The following is a 22252-nucleotide window of genomic DNA, read 5'->3' as shown; positions in this document are numbered from 1 at the left end:
CCTCCGATTAAGGCGTTAAAGTTTTTTGGCTTTTTCTACGGCTTCGTCGATAGAACCAACCATGTAGAACGCCTGCTCTGGCAGGTGGTCATACTCGCCTTCCATGATGCCTTTAAAGCCACGGATGGTGTCTTTCAGGGAAACGTATTTACCCGGAGAACCGGTGAATACTTCCGCAACGAAGAACGGCTGGGACAGGAAGCGCTGGATCTTACGCGCACGTGCTACCACCAGTTTGTCTTCTTCAGACAGTTCATCCATACCCAGGATGGCGATGATGTCTTTCAGTTCCTGGTAACGCTGCAGCAGGGACTGTACGCCACGCGCGGTGTCGTAGTGTTCCTGACCAACCACCAGAGGATCCAGCTGACGGCTGGTAGAATCCAGCGGGTCAACGGCCGGGTAGATACCCAGAGACGCGATCTGACGGCTCAGTACCACGGTTGCATCTAAGTGAGCAAAGGTGGTGGCTGGCGACGGGTCAGTCAAGTCATCCGCAGGTACGTATACCGCCTGAACGGAAGTGATAGAACCGGTTTTGGTAGAAGTGATACGTTCCTGCAGAACACCCATCTCTTCCGCCAGGGTCGGCTGGTAACCTACCGCTGATGGCATACGACCCAGCAGTGCGGAAACTTCCGTACCGGCCAGGGTGTAACGATAGATGTTATCGACGAACAGCAGTACGTCACGACCTTCGTCACGGAATTTCTCTGCCATGGTCAGACCGGTCAGTGCAACGCGCAGACGGTTTCCCGGCGGCTCGTTCATCTGGCCATATACCAGGGATACTTTATCCAGAACGTTGGAGTCGGTCATTTCGTGGTAGAAGTCGTTACCCTCACGAGTACGTTCACCTACGCCCGCAAACACGGAGTAACCGGAGTGCTCGATCGCGATGTTACGGATAAGCTCCATCATGTTTACGGTTTTACCTACACCCGCACCACCGAACAGACCCACTTTACCGCCCTTCGCGAACGGACACATCAGGTCGATAACTTTGATACCGGTTTCCAGCAGTTCCTGAGAGCTGGACAGCTCTTCATAGGACGGTGCTGCGCGGTGGATAGCCCAACGCTCTTCTTCACCGATATCGCCTTTCATGTCGATCGGGTGACCCAGGACGTTCATGATACGACCCAGTGTTGCTTTACCTACCGGGACTTCGATCGGATGCTCGAGGTCTTTGACTTCCAGACCACGACGCAGACCGTCGGAAGAACCCATTGCGATGGTACGTACGATACCGCCGCCGAGCTGCTGCTGAACTTCCAGCACCAGACTCTCTTTACCATTCATAACCTCAAGAGCATCGTACACGCGCGGTACGGCATCCTGAGGGAATTCGACGTCAACCACGGCGCCGATTACCTGGACAATTTTTCCAGTAGCCATCTTGAATCCTCTACGAATTAACCTGGTTATACCGCGGATGCACCACCGACGATCTCGGTGAGTTCCTGAGTAATGCTGGCCTGACGAGCTTTGTTGTATACCAACTGCAGCTCTTTAATCAGGCTGCCGCCATTGTCGGTCGCGGCTTTCATCGCCACCATACGTGCGGCCTGCTCGCTGGCCAGGTTTTCTACCACGCCCTGATAAACCTGAGATTCAACGTAACGACGCAGCAGGGTATCCAGCAGCGGTTTCGGATCAGGTTCATACAGGTAATCCCAGGCTTTTTGTTTTAACTCTTCATCTTCTGATGCCGGTAATGGCAGCAGTTGAGTCAGCGTCGGAACCTGAGACATGGTGTTGATAAATTTGTTACTGACAACGTACAGTCTGTCCAGACGACCTTCATCGTAAGCCTGCAGCATCACTTTAACCGGACCGATCAGTTCGGACAGGGAAGGGTTATCCCCCATACCGGTTACCTGCGCAACCACATTACCGCCAACGGAATTAAAGAAAGACACGCCCTTAGAGCCGATCATTGCGATGTCGCACTGAACGCCTTTATCGGACCATGTTTTCATATCCGCCAGCAGCTTTTTGAACAGGTTAATGTTCAAGCCACCGCACAGACCACGGTCAGTCGACACCACCAGGTAGCCCACGCGTTTAACGTCGCGTTCTTCCAGGTACGGGTGCTTATATTCCAGATTACCATTCGCAAGGTGACCAATCACTTTGCGCATGGTCTCTGCATAAGGACGGCTGGCCGCCATGCGATCCTGCGATTTACGCATTTTGGAAGCGGCGACCATCTCCATCGCTTTAGTGATCTTCTGCGTGTTCTGGACGCTTGCGATCTTACTACGTATCTCTTTTGCGCCGGCCATGAGCTTCTCCTCAATGCCTTGCGGCCTGTCCTAAGACAAGCCGCCAGACGTTACCAGGACTGGGTTGCTTTGAAGGAATCGAGGATAGCTTTCAGCTTGCCTTCGATTTCGTCGTTATAGTTACCAGTCTGGTTGATTTCTTGCATCAGCGGAGCATGGTCACGGTCGACATAAGCCAGCAGAGCGGCTTCGAAGCTACCGATTTTCGCCAGTTCCACATCTTCGAGGTAACCGCGTTCAGCCGCGAACAGAACCACACCCTGTTGTGCTACAGACATAGGGGCATACTGTTTCTGCTTCAGCAGCTCGGTCACTTTCTGACCGTGGCTCAGCTGTTTACGGGTTGCTTCGTCCAGATCGGATGCGAACTGAGAGAACGCAGCCAGTTCACGATACTGTGCCAGCGCGGTACGGATACCACCGGACAGTTTCTTGATAATCTTGGTCTGAGCAGCACCACCTACACGAGATACGGAGATACCCGGGTTAACCGCCGGACGAATACCGGAGTTGAACAGGTTAGTTTCCAGGAAGATCTGACCATCGGTAATAGAAATTACGTTGGTCGGAACGAACGCAGAAACGTCACCCGCCTGGGTTTCGATAATCGGCAGAGCGGTCAGGGAGCCGGTTTTACCTTTCACTTCACCCTTGGTGAAGTTCTCAACGTATTCCGCGTTAACGCGGGATGCGCGCTCCAGCAGACGGGAGTGGAGGTAGAACACGTCGCCCGGGAATGCTTCACGTCCTGGCGGACGACGGAGCAGCAGGGAAACCTGACGGTAAGCAACAGCCTGTTTAGACAGGTCATCATAAACGATCAGCGCATCTTCACCGCGATCACGGAAGTATTCGCCCATTGCGCAACCGGCATACGGCGCCAGGTATTGCAGTGCGGCAGATTCAGACGCGGTCGCTACCACAACGATGGTGTTAGACAGGGCGCCGTGTTCTTCCAGTTTACGAACCACGTTAGAAATGGTGGACGCTTTCTGGCCGATAGCCACGTACACACATTTAATGCCGGAATCACGCTGGTTGATGATGGCATCGATTGCCATCGCGGTTTTACCGGTCTGACGGTCACCGATGATCAATTCACGCTGACCACGACCGATTGGGATCATGGCATCAACGGATTTATAACCAGTCTGCACCGGCTGATCGACGGACTGACGTTCGATTACGCCTGGTGCGATAACTTCGATTGGCGAGAAGCCATCGTTATCAACCGGACCTTTACCGTCAATCGGAGAACCCAGTGTGTTAACCACACGGCCCAGCAGACCACGGCCAACCGGAACTTCCAGAATACGACCCGTACACTTAACCTTCATACCTTCGGCGAGGTCAGCGTATGGACCCATCACCACTGCACCTACGGAGTCGCGCTCCAGGTTCAGTGCGATAGCGTAACGGTTACCCGGCAGGGAAATCATCTCACCCTGCATACAATCGGCCAGGCCGTGAATGCGGATAACACCGTCACTTACAGAAACAATAGTACCTTCGTTGTGAGCTTCACTCACAACATTGAACTGAGCAATGCGCTGCTTGATCAGTTCGCTGATTTCGGTGGAATTCAGTTGCATGCTCCAGTCCCCTTAAGACTGCAAGACGTCTGCAAGACGTTCAAGACGGCCGCGAACGCTGCCATCAATGACCATATCACCCGCACGGATGATTACGCCCGCCATTACAGACTTATCGATTTTGCAATTCAGCTTAACTTTGCGTGACAGACGTTTTTCCATCGCAGCGCTAATCTTCGCAAGCTGTTCTTCACTCAGTTCGTTCGCGGAAGTGACTTCTACCTCAGAGATAGACTCACTCGCGGCACGCAGGTGAATAAACTGCTCAAGAACATCCGGGAGCGCGTTCAGACGGTTATTCTCAGCCATCACCTTAATCAGGTTCTGACCGTTTTCGTCCAGTTGCTCACCGCAAACTGCGATAAACGACCCGGCGAGCGTTTCCGGCGCCAGCGCGCCAGAGAGAAGCTCTGCCATTTGTTCGTTCTTAGTCACCTCGGCGGCAAACGCCAGCATGTCCTGCCAGCGCTCTACACTTTGGTGTTCGACGGCAAAGTCAAAAGCTGCTTTGGCGTAGGGGCGAGCTACCGTAACAAATTCAGACATCAGCCCCTCCCTCCTTACAGTTCAGCGACAAGTTTATCCACGATGTCGCTGTTAGCAGCTTCATCCACGGAACGTTCGATGATCTTCTCGGCGCCAGCAACAGCCAGGATAGCAACTTGCTTACGCAGCTCTTCACGGGCACGTTTACGCTCGGCATCAATTTCCGCCTGCGCCTGGGCCACGATTTTAGTACGTTCCTGTTCTGCTTCCGTTTTGGCTTCGTCCAGGATCTGAGCGCGACGTTTGTTCGCCTGCTCGATGATTACCTGAGCTTCCGCCTTCGCTTTTTTCAGCTGGTCGGTCGCGCTGGCCTTTGCAAGGTCAAGATCCTTGTGTGCGCGTTCAGCAGAAGCAAGACCGTCAGCAATTTCTTTTTGACGCTTCTCGATGGCAGCCATTAACGGCGGCCATACATACTTCATGCAGAACAGAACAAACAGGACAAACGCGATGGCCTGGCCGAGGATTGTTGCGTTAAGATTCACAGCACAATGCCTCTATCTAGTTAACGTTCTGATATTGCTCTTAATTCAAGCAACGCTTACTACGCGACAGCGAACATCACGTACAGACCCAGACCTACAGCGATCATCGGGATAGCATCCACCAGACCCATAACGATAAAGAACTGAGTACGCAGCAGAGGAATCAGATCAGGTTGACGCGCTGCGCCTTCCAGGAATTTACCCCCGAGGATGCCGATACCGATCGCAGCACCGATTGCCGCCAGACCCATCATCACAGCGGCAGCCATGTACAGCAGATCCATATTCAGGTTTTCCATGACAGTCTCCAGTTTGTTTCAGTTAAAACGTAGTAGTGTTGGTAAATTAATGCTCTTCAGACGCCATCGACAGATAGACGATCGTCAGAACCATGAAGATGAAGGCTTGCAGCGTAATAATCAGGATGTGGAAAATGGCCCACGGCACATTCAGGATCCACTGTGACCACCACGGCAACAGACCAGCAATCAGAATGAAAATCAGCTCACCGGCATACATGTTGCCGAACAGTCGCAGACCGAGAGAAACCGGTTTAGACAGCAGACTTACCCCTTCAAGGATTAAGTTGACAGGGATGAACGCCCAGTGATTGAACGGCTGCAGCGTCAACTCTTTCGCGAAGCCACCGATGCCTTTCATTTTGATGCTGTAGAACAGAATGAGGATAAATACGCCGAGCGCCATGGACAGGGTAACGTTCACGTCAGCAGACGGAACCACGCGCAGTGCAGGCAGACCGAAGATATGCTCGCCGATGTACGGCAGCAAGTCGATTGGCAGTAAGTCCATCAGGTTCATCAGGAATACCCAGACGAAGATCGTCAGGGCCAGTGGTGCAATCAGCTTGCTTTTGCCATGGTACATGTCTTTCACGCTACCATGCACAAAGCCGATTATCAGCTCAATCGCGGTCTGAAACTTGCCTGGTACGCCGCTGGTCGCCTTTTTGGCCACGCTGCGGAACAAAGCCAGGAACAACAGACCCAGCACCACCGAGAAAAACATGGAGTCAATATTGAGCGTCCAGAAGGTGGCTGGGGGGTTATGCGGATCCACCAGCGAGAATGTACGCAGGTCCAACTGAAGGTTGTTCAGATGGTGTCCTATGTAATCCTGCGGCGTCATATTTTCTGAAGCCATGATGCCTTTTACCCTTTGTTGTTAATTACAGCCGGCGCCAGTATCTGAACCACCAGCACCAAAACCCACGTAACGATCAGCGGCAAAAATACCGCCTTGAAAACCGCCAGCGCCACCACCAGCAAAATCAGCATCGCTAACACCTTGAAGGCTTCGCCGAAGGCGAACGTCCAGGCCACTCGGCCTTTAGCAGGTGTATGCGCCTGGTGACGCCAGGCAAATATCATAAACAACACGTTAGGCAGAAAGACTGCCATACCTCCGCATATTGCGGAAGTGCCCCAGAAGAGGTCTTTGAGGCTGAACAGCAATCCACTTGCTACTACCGCCAGAAACTGAATGAACAGAAGCTTACGAGCAACGTTTCGACTCAAGAGCGACACAGACATCACGTTTTTAACTCCTGCTCCCTTCGAGGTATGCCGCGTGTCGTATAAAACGTTCTTTGAGGCTTAGAGTCAAGCATCAAAAAGCGGTCAAATTATACGGTGCGCCCTCGTGATTTCAAACAATAAGTAGCTAAAAGGTGAATAAATGTTTAAATATTTTTCCCTGGCCCACATTTATGACTTTTAGCCAAACTGTGAACGATCATGCAAAACTGCAAATAGCGCGTAAACACTGGTGTTAAAGCGTGCTTCAGATCACATATTGAGCATATTCGCCCCGACGGTATTTATTTACTTGGCAAATGATGCCTTTTCAACTTTCTGATATTTAAGCCTAAAATCACTCACTCTTTTAAAAACGACCGATTACATCTCAAAAACCAACCATTGACATTTTTAATAAAAATTCAACACTCGAGAGTGATTCTACGCCTGGATTTTTAGCAGCCTGATATTTTCAGTGTTGACTAATTTTGTCTTTAGCCAAAAAAGCCACGTTGCCCTGTTGATAATAGACAGTAAATGTGGCGTTAAGTGTGACGACTTATATCGGCAAAAATGTCTCAGTGTTTTAACAATAAAAAGACCGATTTTTCTCTATTTTTTTTGATAAATATTAAATTTTGTTTGGCTTAATCACCACCAGATGGCGCTCACCTTCCAGATGCGGAACCTGCAGTTTAACTACCGATTCAACACAAAACGCAGGAGGAAGCGACGCTATTTCGTCTTCCGGTAGCTGGCCTTTCAGCGCATAAAAACAGCCCTTCTCGCCCGGAAGGTGGTGACACCAGCTCACCATGTCATTGAGTGAAGCGAACGCCCGGCTGATCACGCCATCAAACGGTGGCTCTGCGGGAAATTCTTCCACACGACTTTGCACTGGCGTGATGTTAGCCAGCTTCAGCTCATGCTGGACCTGACGCAGGAAACGCACGCGTTTACCCAGACTGTCGAGCAGGGTGAAATGCGCTTGCGGACGCACAATGGACAACGGAATGCCCGGCAACCCCGGTCCAGTTCCGACATCAATAAAACGCTCACCCTGCAAATGCGGTGCCACGATAATACTGTCGAGAATGTGACGAACCAGCATCTCGTTGGGATCCCGCACAGAGGTCAGGTTGTACGCTTTGTTCCATTTGTGCAGCATTTCAACATACGCAATCAGCTGATTTTTCTGGTGATCAGTAAGCGAAATGCCGGCGTCTGCCAGCAGGCGTGAGAGTTTGTTGAGCACGGTGATTACCTGTTTTAACTAATTTGCCCGGTAAGCAATGCGCCACCGGGCAACGTTCAACACATTAAGCGCTGCGGCGCAGCATACCCTGTTTTTTCAGCCACACCAGCAGAATGGAGATAGCGGCAGGCGTGACGCCAGAGATGCGCGATGCCTGGCCGATCGAAACCGGCTTGTGATCGTTTAGCTTGGCAATCACTTCGTTCGACAGGCCAGATACCTGGCGGTAATCCAGCGTGGCAGGCAGCAGCGTGTTTTCATTGCGCAGCTGTTTTTCAATCTCATCCTGCTGACGAGCGATATAACCTTCGTACTTCACCTGGATTTCAACCTGCTCAGCAGCCTGCGCGTCTTCCAGTGCGGGGGCAAACGGCGTCAGCCTCGTGAGCTGTGCATAGGTCATTTCCGGACGACGCAGCAGATCTTCACCACTGGCTTCACGAGACAGCGGCGCAGTAAGGTGAGCATTCACTTCGTTGGCCGATTCCGCCGCAGGCGTCACCCAGGTAGATTTCAGGCGCTGGCGTTCGCGTTCGATGTTCTCCAGCTTCTCGTTGAAGCGAGCCCAACGCACGTCATCCACCAGCCCCAGTTCACGCCCCATTTCGGTCAGACGCAGATCGGCGTTGTCTTCGCGCAGCATCAGACGGTATTCGGCACGCGAGGTAAACATGCGGTACGGTTCTTTGGTGCCCAGCGTGCACAGGTCGTCAACCAGTACGCCGAGATAGGCCTGAGAACGTGCCGGTGCCCACCCCTCTTTGTCTGCGGACAGACGCGCGGCATTGAGCCCTGCAAGCAGGCCCTGGGCAGCAGCCTCTTCGTAGCCGGTGGTACCGTTAATTTGTCCGGCGAAGAACAGGCCCTGGATAAATTTGCTTTCCAGCGTCGGTTTCAGGTCGCGCGGGTCGAAAAAATCATACTCAATGGCATAACCCGGACGGACGATTTTCGCGTTCTCCATCCCTTCCATTGAGCGGACAATCTGCATCTGCACGTCGAAAGGCAGGCTGGTGGAGATCCCGTTCGGGTAAATTTCATTTGAGGTAAGCCCTTCCGGCTCCAGGAAGATCTGGTGCTGGTTACGATCGGCAAAGCGCATCACTTTATCTTCGATCGACGGGCAGTAACGTGGCCCGATCCCTTCGATCACGCCTGCATACATCGGGCTACGATCGAGGTTATTACGGATCACGTCATGGGTTTTCTCGTTGGTATGCGTGATATAGCACGGCACCTGTTGTGGGTGCTGGGCAGCATTGCCCATGAACGAGAAGACCGGCATTGGGTTGTCGCCATGCTGCTGCGCCAGCACGCTGAAATTAATCGTGCGTGCATCGATACGCGGCGGGGTGCCGGTTTTAAGACGGCTTACGCGCAGCGGCAGTTCGCGCAGACGGCGAGAGAGCGGAATGGATGGCGGATCGCCAGCACGGCCACCGCTGTAATTATCCAGACCAATATGAATTTTGCCGTCAAGGAAAGTTCCAACGGTTAACACTACCGCTTTGGCGCGGAATTTTAGCCCCATCTGGGTCACAGCGCCAACGACACGATCGTTTTCAACAATCAGATCTTCAACCGCCTGCTGGAAGATCATCAGGTTGGGTTGGTTCTCCAGCGCGGTACGCACCGCCTGACGGTACAGCACACGATCCGCCTGAGCACGGGTAGCGCGAACCGCCGGTCCTTTGCTCGCGTTTAGTATCCTAAACTGGATACCTGCCTGGTCGATTGCTTGTGCCATCAGCCCGCCGAGCGCATCCACTTCTTTTACCAGGTGTCCCTTCCCAATACCGCCAATCGCCGGGTTGCAGCTCATCTGCCCCAGCGTGTCGATATTGTGTGTCAAAAGCAGGGTTTGTTGACCCATACGCGCTGCGGCCATCGCGGCCTCAGTGCCTGCATGACCCCCGCCAATGATGATGACGTCAAAAGGATCCGGATAAAACATGGTAATTGCCTCGCATAACGCGGTGTGAAAATGGATTGAAGCCCGGGCGGTGGATTCTACTCAACTTTGTCGGCTTGAGAAAGACCCCGGGATCCTGGCTATTAAAAAGAAGATCTTTTTATTTAGAGATCTGTTCTATTGTGATCTCTTATTAGGATCGCCATTGGCTGTGGATAAGGCGGATCCCTGTATTAAGATCAATACTTTGGTAAGGATCATTAGCTGTGAATGATCGGTGATCCTGGTCCGTATAAGCTGGGATCAGAATGAAGGGTTATACACAACTCAAAAACTGAACAATGGTTATTCTTTGGATAACTACTGGTTGATCCAAGGTTCCTGACAGAGTTATCCACACACGATCGCACGATCTTTACACTTATTTGAGTAAATTAATCCAGGATCCCAGCCAGGCTTCTGCCGGATCTTCCGGAATATCGTGTTCAAGGATATTGATCTTCAGCGTTTCGCCGATCTGTCTGGCTCCGGAATGCTTCAGTTCAGCTTCGATCTTCTCGATAGCGCCACAGAAGGTGTCATACTCGCGACTGCCTATACCGATCGCGCCGAAACGAACCTGCGACAGATCTGGTTTTTGCGATTGAAGATCTTCATATAAAGGAACAAGGTTATCCGGAATGTCTCCCGCACCGTGCGTGGAGCTAATGACCAACCAGATCCCGGAGGCAGAAAGATCCTCTAACAGCGGGCCGTGCAGGGTTTCAGTAGAAAAACCGGCATCTTCCAGCTTTTCAGCCAGGTGTTCTGCAACATATTCAGCGCCGCCGAGGGTGCTGCCGCTAATAAGAGTTATGTCAGCCATACGAGCCCATCCTGTTAAAGAAGGGCTATTGTACGCTGTGAGTGAGCTGGGATCTACCTGTGGAAAAATGTGGGATTAAAAAAGGCGATCACGGCTTGATGGTACGCATAATCGGGTTTTGCAGGACGATCAGTGTCTCGGTGGACTGAATTTCATCAATTGTTTGGATCTTGTTGATAAGTACATGCTGGAGCGCATCGATCGACCGGCACATGACCTTAATAAAGATGCTGTAGTGGCCGGTGGTGTAGTACGCCTCAGTGACTTCATCCAGGCTTTCCAGTCTGGCCAATGCCGAAGGATAGTCCTTGGCGCTTTTGAGAATGATGCCGATAAAGCAGCCGACGTCATAACCGAGTTGCTTCGGGCTGACGTCAATGCGCGCACCGGTGATGATCCCCGCCTGTTTCATTTTCTCCACACGCACGTGAATGGTCCCCGGACTGACGCCAAACTGTTTTGCCAGTTCGGCGTAGGCGGTACGGGCATTTTCCATTAAGGCATCAAGAATGCCGCGGTCCAGATTGTCGATCTGATAATTTTCCATAGTTTTTTCTTATGTGTATTAATGATTCACTCTATTTTAGCGGTTAATTTTAATGAATCAAAATTGAATGCGGCTTTTTATTTGTTGATTATTGAATATCACCCCCATTTTGTTGCTTAATCATAGGCAACAGGACGCAGGAGTAAAAAAATGAAAACCGCTTACATTGCCAAACAACGCCAAATTAGCTTCGTGAAATCTCACTTCTCTCGTCAACTGGAGGAGCGTCTGGGTCTGATTGAAGTCCAGGCACCGATCCTCAGCCGTGTAGGGGATGGCACGCAGGATAACTTGTCGGGCTGTGAAAAAGCGGTGCAGGTGAAAGTGAAAGCGCTGCCAGATGCCCAGTTCGAAGTGGTTCATTCGCTGGCGAAGTGGAAGCGTCAAACACTGGGACAACACGACTTCAGCGCTGGCGAAGGGCTCTACACGCACATGAAAGCCCTGCGCCCGGATGAAGATCGTCTCTCCCCGCTCCACTCAGTGTATGTCGATCAGTGGGACTGGGAACGCGTGATGGGCGACGGTGAGCGTCAGTTCTCCACTCTGAAAAGCACGGTAGAGGCTATCTGGGCGGGAATTAAAGCGACCGAAGCAGCGGTAAGCAAAGAATTTGGTCTGGCACCGTTCCTGCCAGAGCAGATCCACTTTGTTCACAGCCAGGAATTACTGAGCCGTTATCCGGGTCTTGATGCAAAAGGTCGTGAACGTGCGATCGCCAAAGAGTTAGGCGCGGTCTTCCTGGTGGGGATCGGCGGTAAGCTCAGCGATGGCCACCGCCATGACGTTCGTGCGCCGGACTATGATGACTGGAGTTCCGCATCCGAGTTGGGGTATGCCGGTCTGAACGGCGATATTCTGGTCTGGAACCCGGTGCTGGAAGATGCGTTTGAACTCTCTTCCATGGGCATCCGTGTCGATGCCGACGCGCTGAAACATCAGCTTAAGCTTACCGGTGATGAAGATCGTCTGAGTCTGGAATGGCACCAGGCGCTGCTGCGCGGTGAAATGCCGCAGACTATCGGCGGCGGCATTGGTCAGTCGCGCTTAACCATGCTGCTGCTGCAACTGCCGCACATTGGTCAGGTTCAGTGCGGCGTATGGCCTGCACAGGTCCGTGAAAGCGTAGCTTCGCTGCTGTAATCTTATCGCCGCCAGCGTCTGAGCAGGCGGCTTCGCATCCCGGTATCAAAGCGCCAGATATGATCGAAAATGCGCATGATGCCGGGTTTGCCATGTGCTGACATCGCCACCGCGTGAAAGCGATGTTGATGAACCCGTTGCAGCTCTCCGACTTTACTCACCACTTCGTCAGGCAACCGCTGGGCGATAAAATCTGAAATCACCACCGCATCGGCATCAAACCACTCTCGTCCCTGCATGCGTTCAATAATGGCGCGAAAACAGCTGGCGATATCCGTACCGCCGCGAAAGCGTTGGCTCAGAAAGCGGATAGCCTGCTCAATGCCTTGTTGGCCGGAAAGCTCATAGCGCACCACTTCGGTGGAAAATAGCATGATGAAGCAACGACGGTTATCGGCAAGGGCAATGCGCATCAGGGCCAGGCAAAAGGCCTTTGCGCACTGTTCATTAAAGCCCCCCATTGAGCCGGAGGTGTCAACGCACACAATGAACGGCCCGCGCGGCTGTTCATCGAAATCCTGATGAATCACCGGTCGTTCAGTGACCTTCTCGCGCCAGGCTTCACCGTGCAGACGATAAGTGAGCAGTTGTTTTTCCACCAGCCGCCGGTAGAACTCATATTCCAGTTCTGTTATGCCGAGCGTGGCCAGTTCCGGTGGCAACAGACGCAGAATATCGTCACTTTGCTGAATACCATCAACCTGCTCAGGCACCGTGGCGGGCTCGCGCACCATCGTGCGAAAGGTCTCCATCGGCGCATCTTTTCGCGGAACGGATTTGGCTTCTCTGGAACGCCCCAGTTGCTCTGCCAGTCGCATCAACTCCGGCTGTTCGCGCAGAAAATCACCGTACTTAACGATCAGTTGATAATCACCGCGTCTGAGCTGACCGGCGCTCATATCCCACAGGCGGCCTGCGGCGGTTTCGTTTTCTGCCAGAACCGGATCCAGTTGCCCGCTCAGGGTCATTCGTTCCTGAACTTCACTCAGTAACTGTTCACGCTCTTCTTCAAGCAATTGCTGATTCAGTGTCGTGGTCTGCACCACCAGACTTAAGCGCCAACGCTGTAAAAAGAGCGTATGCAGAGCGGGGGTGAATATCGTGTTGCTGTCCACCAGTTGCTGCGCCTGTTCGGCATACGGCGAGTGCAGCCGGTGTAATAGCGTCAATATTTGCGGAAGCTGGACGATGAACTGCGCGGTAGAGAGAAGTTGGCTCTGCTGGTAGCACATCACCTCTTCCGTCAGCTCAGGCGGTACGCGTGCATCTTTAAGCCGCCGACGAAGCGCTTCGCGCCAGCGCGGCAGATCGTCCGTGATTGCCGCTTTCAGACGGGGAAATTTTTCAAAAAAGACCGCCAGCTGTGGCGAGGCCAGCAGCGCGAGGATCATCTCTTCGATCATCCCCTCTTCACTGACGGCTAACATGACATTGAGTGTATCCAGTGTCAGCATTGTTGCGCCTGACGGATCTGCTCACCGACATCCTGAAGGCTGGCCTCAATACGACCTAACCAGTCGCTATGAATAAACAGGCACTTTTGCTGTTCGCTAAAGCGGGTATGCTGCTGGCGCCAGTCGTTTTCCAGCGCCTCCAGCTGCTGCTTGATTTCGCCGGGCATGGCTTCTTCCGACGAACCAGGAAGCGCCAGGCGCGTGCCCTGTAGACTCACATCGCGCACAACCAGATGCTGGGCGCTATCGACTTCCATATTCAGCGTCTGAGCAAACCCGATCCCGTTAAGTTTACCGCGGATCTCGCCCCCTTTCGCCAGCCATTGCTCCAGCGCGCTGCGATCAAAAGCGATGTGGATCACTTCCATATCATGCAATTTCAATGGTTTTTGCAGAAGTAGTGTCAGAGTTGTCGCAGTGACCTCAGCGGGCAAATCGTAATGCGGACGACGGCTGAACATGCCACCCTGACGCAGCACGGTAAACGCGGTTTTATCGCTTTGTTGCTGCTGTAACTGAATGCGTTGCTGGACGATACCGCCGAGGCGTGTCAGCATGGTTTGCTGTTGCCAGGCGTGTCCGGTCATCAATATTTCGAGCTGTTGCTGCATCAGGTTCAGGCTCTGGGCGTCGTACCACAGGCAGTCCTTTAGCAGAATGAGATCGATAGGGGCAACGGCGTCACGCCCGCTAAAGAAGGCGCTGGCCTGTAACAGACGAATCGCTTTTTTCCAGCGACGGTCTGAGACGTAAGGCGCATTCGGCAGATTATCCAACTGCTGGCGCAGCGTAAAAATCAGCTCAAAAACATGATCGGGCAGCGTAATTGCGCCAATGTCTTTCTGCCAGCGGTAATACTCTTCATCGCTCACCTGTAGTGAGGCGGGAACCGGGTTTTCGCTTTCGTCCTGTTGGCTTACCAGTAAGGAGCGAAAGTTAGCTTTGTCCTGCACTTTGTCCAGCCACAGACGGATCAGCATACGGTCGTACAGCGCTTCCAGACTGCTGTCTGCTTCCGGTAGTTCGTTGGAGGCGGCCACCAGCAGGCGCATAGGGATTTTTTCTTCGTGCGCGCCGTTGCGAAAGTGACGTTCGTTAATTGCAGTCAGCAGGGTATTGAGGATTGCCGGACCCGCTTTCCAGATTTCATCAAGAAAGACGATTTCCGCTTCGGGAAGATAACCGGCGGTTAAGCGTTCGTAACGACCTTCATCTTTAAGCGCCTGAATAGAGAGTGGGCCAAAAACCTCTTCCGGCGTGGAAAAACGCGTCATCAGATATTCAAACGCCCGCGCATTCTGGAAGGCAAATTTCAGCCGACGGGCAATCAGGCTTTTGGCGATCCCTGGAGGGCCAAGTAAGAAAACGCTTTCGCCGCTCAGGGCGGCCAGCAGGCAAAGCCGAATGGCGTGACTGCGCTCATAGAGACCTTTTTCCAGCGCGCTGCTCAGGCGGGAAATTCTTTCCGCTAATAAATGTGGGTGAGCCATAATAGAGTGGCGTCCTTTCATAAATGTACTGCGTTAACAGCGAGTATAGACGTTTCGGTTCACAGGCTGAACTTGTTCGGGAGGCTGTTTATTTTTCTTTGAGCCAGGTTAATCTGGTCTCATTTAGGGGTACGATTTTGCTTGGAATCGTGCATACTGTGCGCTTTTTGTGGGCCAAGGGACTACGCACACATTTCTTTATATATGAAAGACTAGTCTATGAGCACTGATAATAAGCAATCATTGTCTGCGATTACCCTCGCAGCCATTGGGGTTGTCTACGGTGATATTGGTACCAGCCCACTTTATACACTTCGTGAATGTTTGTCCGGTCAGTTTGGTTTTGGCGTTGAACGCGATGCCGTTTTTGGTTTTTTGTCGCTGATTTTCTGGCTACTCATCTTTGTTGTTTCGATTAAGTATCTGACTTTCGTCATGCGTGCTGATAACGCTGGTGAAGGGGGGATCCTGACGCTGATGTCGCTGGCGGGGCGTAATACCTCCGCGCGAACGACCTCTATGCTGGTCATCATGGGCTTAATCGGCGGCAGCTTCTTTTATGGTGAGGTGGTGATCACCCCGGCCATCTCGGTGATGTCGGCCATTGAGGGTCTGGAGATCGTTGCGCCACAGTTGGATACCTGGATTGTCCCGCTGTCGATAATCGTCCTGACGCTGCTGTTTATGATTCAGAAGCACGGTACCGGGATGGTGGGGAAATTATTTGCGCCTATCATGCTGGCCTGGTTTTTGATTCTGGCCGTGCTTGGCCTGCGCAGCATTATTGCCAACCCCGAAGTGCTGCAGGCGTTGAACCCGATGTGGGCGGTGCATTTCTTTCTGGAATATAAAACCGTCTCCTTTGTTGCGCTTGGCGCGGTGGTTCTGTCGATTACCGGTGTCGAAGCGCTGTATGCCGATATGGGGCACTTTGGTAAGTTCCCCATCCGTCTGGCGTGGTTCACCGTGGTACTGCCTTCGCTGGTGCTCAACTACTTTGGTCAGGGCGCGCTGCTGTTAAAGTATCCGGAAGCGATTAAAAACCCGTTCTTCTTGTTGGCGCCGGACTGGGCGTTGATTCCGCTGCTGATCATTGCGGCGCTGGCGACGGTGATCGCCTCTCAGGCGGTGATTTCAGGCGTCTTTTCGCTGACGCGTCAGGCGGTTCGCCTGGGATATCTGTCGCCCATGCGTATCATTCATACGTCAGAAATGGAGTCCGGGCAGATCTACATTCCGTTCGTCAACTGGATGCTTTATATCGCAGTGGTCATTGTGATTGTCAGCTTCGAACACTCCAGTAACCTGGCGGCGGCGTATGGGATTGCCGTGACCGGCACGATGGTGCTGACCTCGATTCTCTCAACCACCGTGGCGCGTAAAAACTGGCACTGGAATAAGTATTTCGTAGCGCTGATTCTCGTCGCGTTCCTGTGTATTGATATTCCGTTGTTCTCGGCAAACCTCGACAAACTGCTGTCTGGTGGTTGGTTACCGTTATCGCTGGGTCTGGTGATGTTCACCATCATGACCACCTGGAAGAGCGAACGTTTCCGCCTGCTGCGTCGTATGCACGAGCACGGTAATTCTCTGGAAGCGATGATTGCCTCGCTGGAGAAATCCCCGCCGGTACGCGTACCGGGAACTGCGGTATATATGTCTCGCGCGCTGAATGTGATCCCCTTTGCTCTGATGCACAATCTCAAGCACAACAAGGTATTGCATGAGCGAGTGATCCTGCTGACGCTGCGGACTGAAGATGCGCCGTACGTGCATAACGTCCGTCGTGTGCAGATTGAACAGCTGTCGCCAACCTTCTGGCGCGTCGTTGCCAGCTATGGCTGGCGTGAAACGCCGAATGTTGAAGAAGTCTTCCATCGCTGTGGTCTGGAAGGGTTGAGTTGCCGGATGATGGAAACGTCGTTCTTTATGTCGCACGAGTCGTTAATCGTCGGCAAACGCCCCTGGTATTTGCGTCTGCGTGGCAAGCTGTATCTGCTTCTCCAGCGTAACGCGCTGCGCGCGCCTGACCAGTTTGAGATCCCGCCTAACCGCGTGATTGAACTGGGGACACAGGTCGAGATTTAACGTGCTCATCCAGCCGGGCAGCGCAACGCTTGCCCGGCATTTTTCTTCCCGTCCAGCTCTGCTTTGTCTCTCTTGCCATTTCACTTAGCGAAACGTTTCGACGGTGATCACAAATCTGTTACGTAATGATGGTTATTTGCTCACTTCTCAGACTACACTCAATACCAGCGAAACGTTTCGCTAGTGGAGTAAGAAAATGAAGAAAGGCACTGTACTCAATTCAGAGATTTCATCGGTGATCTCCCGTCTGGGGCATACCGATACGCTGGTGGTGTGTGATGCAGGTTTACCCATCCCGAACAGAACTACGCGTATTGATATGGCATTAACCCAGGGCGTACCTTCTTTTATGCAGGTACTGGATGTGGTGACCCGTGAAATGCAGGTTGAGTCGGCCATTCTCGCGACGGAAATTAAACAACATAATCCGCAGCTCCACGAAACGTTGCTCAGCCATATCGAGCAACTGCAACAACACCAGGGAAATACCATAGAAATTCGTTACACCACGCATGAACAATTTAAAAAACAAACCGCAGACAGTCAGGCGGTAATTCGCAGCGGGGAGTGTTCCCCGTATGCGAATATCATTCTCTGTGCTGGCGTCACTTTCTGAGGCTGTCATGGACGCATTACTGCAACTCAAAGGGATCGATAAAGCGTTCCCTGGCGTGAAAGCGCTATCCGGCGCCGCACTCAATGTTTATCCCGGCCGCGTGATGGCGCTGGTGGGGGAAAATGGTGCCGGCAAATCCACCATGATGAAAGTGCTGACCGGTATCTATACCCGTGATGCGGGTTCGCTGTTGTGGCTGGGTAAAGAAACCACCTTTAATGGCCCTAAATCGTCCCAGGAAGCCGGTATCGGCATCATCCATCAGGAACTTAACCTGATCCCACAGCTCACCATTGCGGAAAATATTTTCCTCGGCCGCGAATTCGTTAACCGCTTTGGCAAGATTGACTGGAAGAAAATGTATGCCGAAGCGGATCTCCTGTTAGCTAAACTCAATCTGCGCTTTAAGAGCGACCGCCAGGTTGGTGAATTGTCGATTGGCGACCAGCAGATGGTCGAGATCGCCAAAGTGCTGAGCTTTGAGTCGAAAGTCATCATTATGGATGAGCCAACGGATGCGCTCACCGATACCGAAACCGAATCCCTGTTCCGCGTGATCCGCGAACTGAAGTCGCAGGGGCGCGGTATTGTCTATATTTCTCACCGCATGAAAGAGATCTTCGAGATTTGCGATGACGTGACCGTTTTCCGCGACGGGCAGTTTATTGCCGAACGTGAAGTGGCCTCGCTGACCGAAGACTCCCTGATAGAGATGATGGTGGGACGTAAGCTCGAAGAGCAGTATCCGCGCCTGGATAAAGCGCCTGGTGACATCCGTCTGAAGGTCGATAACCTGTGCGGACCCGGTGTGAATGATGTCTCTTTTACTCTGCGTAAAGGTGAAATATTAGGGATCTCGGGCCTGATGGGAGCCGGGCGTACCGAACTGATGAAGGTTCTGTATGGCGCGCTGCCACGCACCAGTGGTTATGTCACGCTCGACGGGCATGAAGTGATCACTCGTTCTCCGCAGGACGGACTGGCGAACGGTATCGTCTATATTTCTGAAGACCGCAAGCGCGACGGTTTAGTGCTCGGTATGTCGGTAAAAGAGAATATGTCGCTGACCGCGCTGCGCTATTTCAGTCGCAGCGGCGGCAGTCTGAAGCATAAGGATGAGCAACAGGCGGTAAGCGATTTTATCCGCCTGTTCAACGTGAAGACGCCGTCGATGGAACAGGCTATCGGTCTGCTGTCCGGTGGCAACCAGCAAAAAGTGGCGATTGCCCGTGGGTTGATGACCCGTCCGAAGGTGCTGATCCTCGATGAGCCTACCCGCGGCGTGGACGTGGGGGCCAAGAAAGAAATTTATCAGTTAATTAACCAGTTTAAGGCCGACGGCCTGAGCATCATTCTGGTCTCCTCTGAGATGCCAGAAGTATTAGGCATGAGCGATCGCATTATCGTCATGCATGAAGGGCATCTCGGCGGTGAATTCACTCGCGAGCAGGCCACCCAGGAAGTTCTGATGGCTGCCGCTGTAGGCAAGCTTAATCGCGTGAATCAGGAGTAAAAAAGATGACTACCCAGGCTGTTTCTGGTCGCCGTTATTTCACCAAAGCGTGGTTGATGGAGCAGAAGTCGCTCATCGCCCTGCTGGTGCTGATCGCGATTGTCTCGACGTTGAGCCCTAACTTTTTTACCGTCAATAACCTGTTCAACATTCTTCAACAGACATCCGTGAACGCCATTATGGCGGTGGGGATGACGCTGGTGATCCTGACATCGGGTATCGATCTGTCTGTCGGTTCCTTGCTGGCGCTCACCGGCGCGGTGGCGGCTTCAATTGTAGGGATTGAAGTTAACGCGCTGGTGGCCGTTGCTGCTGCCCTGGCATTAGGTGCCGCTGTTGGCGCAGTCACAGGTGTGATTGTGGCGAAAGGCCGCGTGCAGGCGTTTATCGCCACGCTGGTCATGATGCTACTGCTGCGCGGCGTGACAATGGTGTACACCAACGGGAGTCCGGTTAATACGGGCTTTACCGATAATGCCGATCTGTTTGGCTGGTTCGGTATCGGTCGTCCGCTGGGGGTTCCAACGCCGGTCTGGATCATGGGTATTGTTTTCCTGGCGGCATGGTACATGTTGCACCACACTCGTCTGGGTCGCTATATCTATGCGCTGGGTGGTAACGAAGCGGCAACGCGTCTGTCTGGCATTAGCGTCAGTAAAATCAAGATTATCGTCTATTCACTGTGTGGGCTGCTGGCATCGCTGGCGGGCATCATTGAAGTGGCGCGCCTCTCCTCTGCCCAGCCGACTGCCGGTACGGGCTATGAGCTGGATGCCATCGCAGCCGTTGTGCTGGGTGGGACCAGTCTGGCGGGCGGCAAAGGTCGTATTGTTGGGACCTTGATCGGCGCATTAATTCTGGGTTTCCTCAATAATGGTTTGAATTTGTTAGGTGTTTCCTCCTATTACCAGATGATCGTCAAAGCGGTGGTGATTTTGCTGGCGGTACTGGTAGACAACAAAAAGCAGTAACAACGACTACAGGACATCTTAAATATGAACATGAAAAAACTGGCTACCCTGGTTTCTGCTGTTGCGCTAAGCGCCACCGTGAGCGCGAACGCAATGGCGAAAGATACCATTGCGCTGGTGGTCTCCACGCTTAATAACCCGTTCTTTGTCTCGCTGAAAGACGGGGCGCAGAAAGAGGCTGACAAGCTGGGTTACAACCTGGTGGTACTGGATTCTCAGAACAACCCGGCGAAAGAGTTGGCGAACGTTCAGGATTTAACCGTACGTGGTACTAAAATTCTGCTGATCAACCCGACGGATTCCGACGCGGTGGGTAACGCAGTGAAGATGGCGAACCAGGCGAATATCCCGGTGATTACCCTTGACCGCCAGGCAACTAAAGGTGACGTCGTCAGCCATATCGCATCTGATAACGTGCTGGGCGGGAAAATCGCCGGTGATTACATCGCCAAAAAAGCCGGTGAAGGCGCAAAAGTCATTGAACTGCAAGGTATTGCCGGGACTTCCGCGGCGCGTGAGCGTGGTGAAGGTTTCCAGCAGGCCGTTGCGGCACACAAATTTAACGTTCTGGCCAGTCAGCCGGCAGATTTCGACCGCACTAAGGGTCTGAACGTTATGCAGAACTTACTGACTGCGCATCCGGACGTGCAGGCTGTTTTTGCACAGAACGATGAAATGGCGCTGGGTGCGCTGCGTGCTCTGCAAACCGCAGGTAAATCTGATGTGATGGTGGTCGGATTTGACGGTACGCCTGATGGCGAAAAAGCGGTAAATGATGGCAAACTGGCTGCGACTATCGCACAGTTACCGGACCAGATCGGCGCGAAAGGCGTTGAGACAGCGGATAAGGTGCTGAAAGGCGAGAAAGTTCAGGCCAAATATCCAGTTGACCTGAAGCTGGTCATCAAGCAGTAACTGGCGATTCAGGCGACCGCGTGTCGCCTGAGGGACTAAATATAAAGAAAAGTGTGGCATACGCCACCGGGTAATACCGGTGGCGATCTCAGATGGACACCCCGAACATGAAAACCGCAGGCAGTCTTGTCGTTCTAGGCAGCATTAATGCCGACCATATCCTGAACCTTGAAACATTCCCTACGCCAGGCGAAACCGTCACCGGAAATCACTATCAGGTGGCTTTTGGCGGTAAAGGGGCGAATCAGGCGGTGGCTGCGGGTCGCAGTGGGGCTAATATTGCGTTCATTGCCTGTACGGGCGATGACGATATCGGAAGTAACATCCGTAAACAGCTTGTCAGTGACAACATTGACGTCGATTCGATCAGTGTCATTAGCGGTGAGTCCACCGGCGTGGCGCTGATTTTTGTGAACGGCGACGGTGAAAACGTTATTGGTATTCATGCTGGCGCTAATGCGGCGCTTTCCCCTGCATTCGTTGAGGCGCAGCGTGAGCGCATTGCTCAGGCATCTGCATTGTTGATGCAACTGGAGTCGCCGATAGAAAGCGTGTTGACGGCCGCGAAGATCGCAAAGCAAAACAATACGATTGTGGCGCTGAACCCGGCTCCGGCGCGTGAGTTATCCGACGAACTGCTGGCGCTGGTGGATATCATCACCCCCAACGAAACCGAAGCGGAAAAGCTGACGGGGATCCGTGTCGAAACTGATGCTGACGCAGCGAAAGCATCCCAGGCACTGCATGCAAAAGGCATTCGTACCGTATTGATTACATTAGGAAGCCGGGGTGTCTGGGCCAGTGTGAATGGCGAAGGCAGTCGGATACCTGGATTTAAAGTTGACTCTGTCGATACTATCGCTGCGGGCGATACCTTCAACGGCGCGCTGATCACCGCTCTGCTGGAAGAAAAACCGTTGTCTGACGCAATCCGCTTTGCGCATGCCGCTGCGGCAATTGCGGTGACCCGTAAAGGAGCACAGCCTTCCGTGCCGTGGCGTGAAGAAATTGAGGCGTTTTTAGGTCAGCAGAGGTAA

Annotated in this window: 21 protein-coding genes; 7 read left to right on the top strand and 14 right to left on the bottom strand. The window is 52.8% G+C overall.

Going from position 1 to position 22252, the window contains the following annotated elements:
- Nucleotides 1–15 precede the first annotated feature (15 nt).
- The 12 genes from atpD to asnC form a co-directional block, all read right to left on the bottom strand.
- Entirely contained in the window at nucleotides 16–1398 is a 1383-nt protein-coding gene (atpD, locus tag ACQ0PY_RS24365; protein ID WP_003023806.1) for a F0F1 ATP synthase subunit beta, read from the bottom strand.
- Between the two features lie 26 nt (nucleotides 1399–1424).
- Nucleotides 1425–2288 carry a F0F1 ATP synthase subunit gamma gene (gene atpG / locus ACQ0PY_RS24360; RefSeq protein WP_005121458.1) on the bottom strand — a complete coding sequence of 288 codons (864 nt, stop codon included), beginning with the start codon at nucleotides 2286–2288 and terminating at the stop codon, nucleotides 1425–1427.
- A gap of 50 nt (nucleotides 2289–2338) precedes the next feature.
- A complete protein-coding gene (atpA, locus tag ACQ0PY_RS24355) occupies nucleotides 2339–3880 on the bottom strand; it encodes a F0F1 ATP synthase subunit alpha (RefSeq protein ID WP_042998753.1) in 1542 nt (513 codons plus the stop codon).
- Between the two features lie 12 nt (nucleotides 3881–3892).
- Entirely contained in the window at nucleotides 3893–4426 is a 534-nt protein-coding gene (gene atpH, locus ACQ0PY_RS24350) for a F0F1 ATP synthase subunit delta (RefSeq protein ID WP_042998754.1), read from the bottom strand.
- Nucleotides 4427–4440: 14 nt separating this feature from the next.
- Nucleotides 4441–4911 (bottom strand): F0F1 ATP synthase subunit B, encoded by a 471-nt coding sequence (atpF, locus tag ACQ0PY_RS24345; RefSeq protein ID WP_003827022.1) that lies wholly within the window; start codon nucleotides 4909–4911, stop codon nucleotides 4441–4443.
- A gap of 59 nt (nucleotides 4912–4970) precedes the next feature.
- Nucleotides 4971–5210: a F0F1 ATP synthase subunit C gene (atpE, locus tag ACQ0PY_RS24340; RefSeq protein WP_000429386.1), complete on the bottom strand. Its 240-nt coding sequence runs from the start codon at nucleotides 5208–5210 to the stop codon at nucleotides 4971–4973.
- 46 nt (nucleotides 5211–5256) lie between these two features.
- Nucleotides 5257–6072, bottom strand: a complete 816-nt coding sequence (gene atpB, locus ACQ0PY_RS24335; protein ID WP_042998755.1) for a F0F1 ATP synthase subunit A — start codon at nucleotides 6070–6072, stop codon at nucleotides 5257–5259.
- Between the two features lie 8 nt (nucleotides 6073–6080).
- On the bottom strand, nucleotides 6081–6461 hold the full coding sequence (atpI, locus tag ACQ0PY_RS24330) for a F0F1 ATP synthase subunit I (protein ID WP_042323565.1): 381 nt from the start codon (nucleotides 6459–6461) through the stop codon (nucleotides 6081–6083).
- A gap of 616 nt (nucleotides 6462–7077) precedes the next feature.
- Complete coding sequence (gene rsmG / locus ACQ0PY_RS24325; RefSeq protein ID WP_042998756.1) at nucleotides 7078–7701, bottom strand: 16S rRNA (guanine(527)-N(7))-methyltransferase RsmG; 624 nt, start codon at nucleotides 7699–7701, stop codon at nucleotides 7078–7080.
- A 64-nt stretch (nucleotides 7702–7765) separates the two neighbouring features.
- On the bottom strand, nucleotides 7766–9655 hold the full coding sequence (gene mnmG / locus ACQ0PY_RS24320) for a tRNA uridine-5-carboxymethylaminomethyl(34) synthesis enzyme MnmG (protein ID WP_109739688.1): 1890 nt from the start codon (nucleotides 9653–9655) through the stop codon (nucleotides 7766–7768).
- 379 nt (nucleotides 9656–10034) lie between these two features.
- Nucleotides 10035–10478, bottom strand: a complete 444-nt coding sequence (gene mioC / locus ACQ0PY_RS24315; protein WP_042998758.1) for an FMN-binding protein MioC — start codon at nucleotides 10476–10478, stop codon at nucleotides 10035–10037.
- Between the two features lie 88 nt (nucleotides 10479–10566).
- A complete protein-coding gene (asnC, locus tag ACQ0PY_RS24310) occupies nucleotides 10567–11025 on the bottom strand; it encodes a transcriptional regulator AsnC (RefSeq protein ID WP_042323573.1) in 459 nt (152 codons plus the stop codon).
- A 150-nt stretch (nucleotides 11026–11175) separates the two neighbouring features.
- Between asnC and asnA the strand changes: the two genes are divergently transcribed.
- Entirely contained in the window at nucleotides 11176–12168 is a 993-nt protein-coding gene (asnA, locus tag ACQ0PY_RS24305; protein WP_044268167.1) for an aspartate--ammonia ligase, read from the top strand.
- Nucleotides 12169–12170: 2 nt separating this feature from the next.
- On the opposite strand, the gene viaA is transcribed toward asnA, so the two are convergent.
- Together viaA and ravA are read right to left on the bottom strand one after the other, a co-directional pair.
- Entirely contained in the window at nucleotides 12171–13622 is a 1452-nt protein-coding gene (gene viaA / locus ACQ0PY_RS24300; RefSeq protein ID WP_109739687.1) for an ATPase RavA stimulator ViaA, read from the bottom strand.
- Nucleotides 13616–15112 (bottom strand): ATPase RavA, encoded by a 1497-nt coding sequence (ravA, locus tag ACQ0PY_RS24295; RefSeq protein ID WP_042998761.1) that lies wholly within the window; start codon nucleotides 15110–15112, stop codon nucleotides 13616–13618. The genes viaA and ravA overlap by 7 nt, the downstream gene beginning before the upstream one ends.
- Nucleotides 15113–15331: 219 nt before the next feature.
- Between ravA and kup the strand changes: the two genes are divergently transcribed.
- From kup to rbsK, 6 genes are all read left to right on the top strand, one after another.
- Entirely contained in the window at nucleotides 15332–17200 is a 1869-nt protein-coding gene (kup, locus tag ACQ0PY_RS24290; RefSeq protein ID WP_109739686.1) for a low affinity potassium transporter Kup, read from the top strand.
- A 196-nt stretch (nucleotides 17201–17396) separates the two neighbouring features.
- Nucleotides 17397–17816: a D-ribose pyranase gene (gene rbsD, locus ACQ0PY_RS24285; RefSeq protein WP_042998763.1), complete on the top strand. Its 420-nt coding sequence runs from the start codon at nucleotides 17397–17399 to the stop codon at nucleotides 17814–17816.
- Between the two features lie 7 nt (nucleotides 17817–17823).
- Nucleotides 17824–19329, top strand: coding sequence for a ribose ABC transporter ATP-binding protein RbsA (rbsA, locus tag ACQ0PY_RS24280; protein WP_061069422.1), 1506 nt, complete (start codon nucleotides 17824–17826; stop codon nucleotides 19327–19329).
- A 5-nt stretch (nucleotides 19330–19334) separates the two neighbouring features.
- Complete coding sequence (rbsC, locus tag ACQ0PY_RS24275; protein ID WP_042998765.1) at nucleotides 19335–20300, top strand: ribose ABC transporter permease; 966 nt, start codon at nucleotides 19335–19337, stop codon at nucleotides 20298–20300.
- A 24-nt stretch (nucleotides 20301–20324) separates the two neighbouring features.
- Entirely contained in the window at nucleotides 20325–21215 is an 891-nt protein-coding gene (gene rbsB, locus ACQ0PY_RS24270; RefSeq protein ID WP_042998766.1) for a ribose ABC transporter substrate-binding protein RbsB, read from the top strand.
- A gap of 107 nt (nucleotides 21216–21322) precedes the next feature.
- On the top strand, nucleotides 21323–22252 hold the full coding sequence (rbsK, locus tag ACQ0PY_RS24265) for a ribokinase (protein WP_109740599.1): 930 nt from the start codon (nucleotides 21323–21325) through the stop codon (nucleotides 22250–22252).

It is taken from the genome of Citrobacter sp. LST-B2 (genome assembly GCF_057983045.1).
Note: the sequence above shows the minus strand (reverse complement) of the source record. Positions and strands in the feature narration are given on the sequence as shown.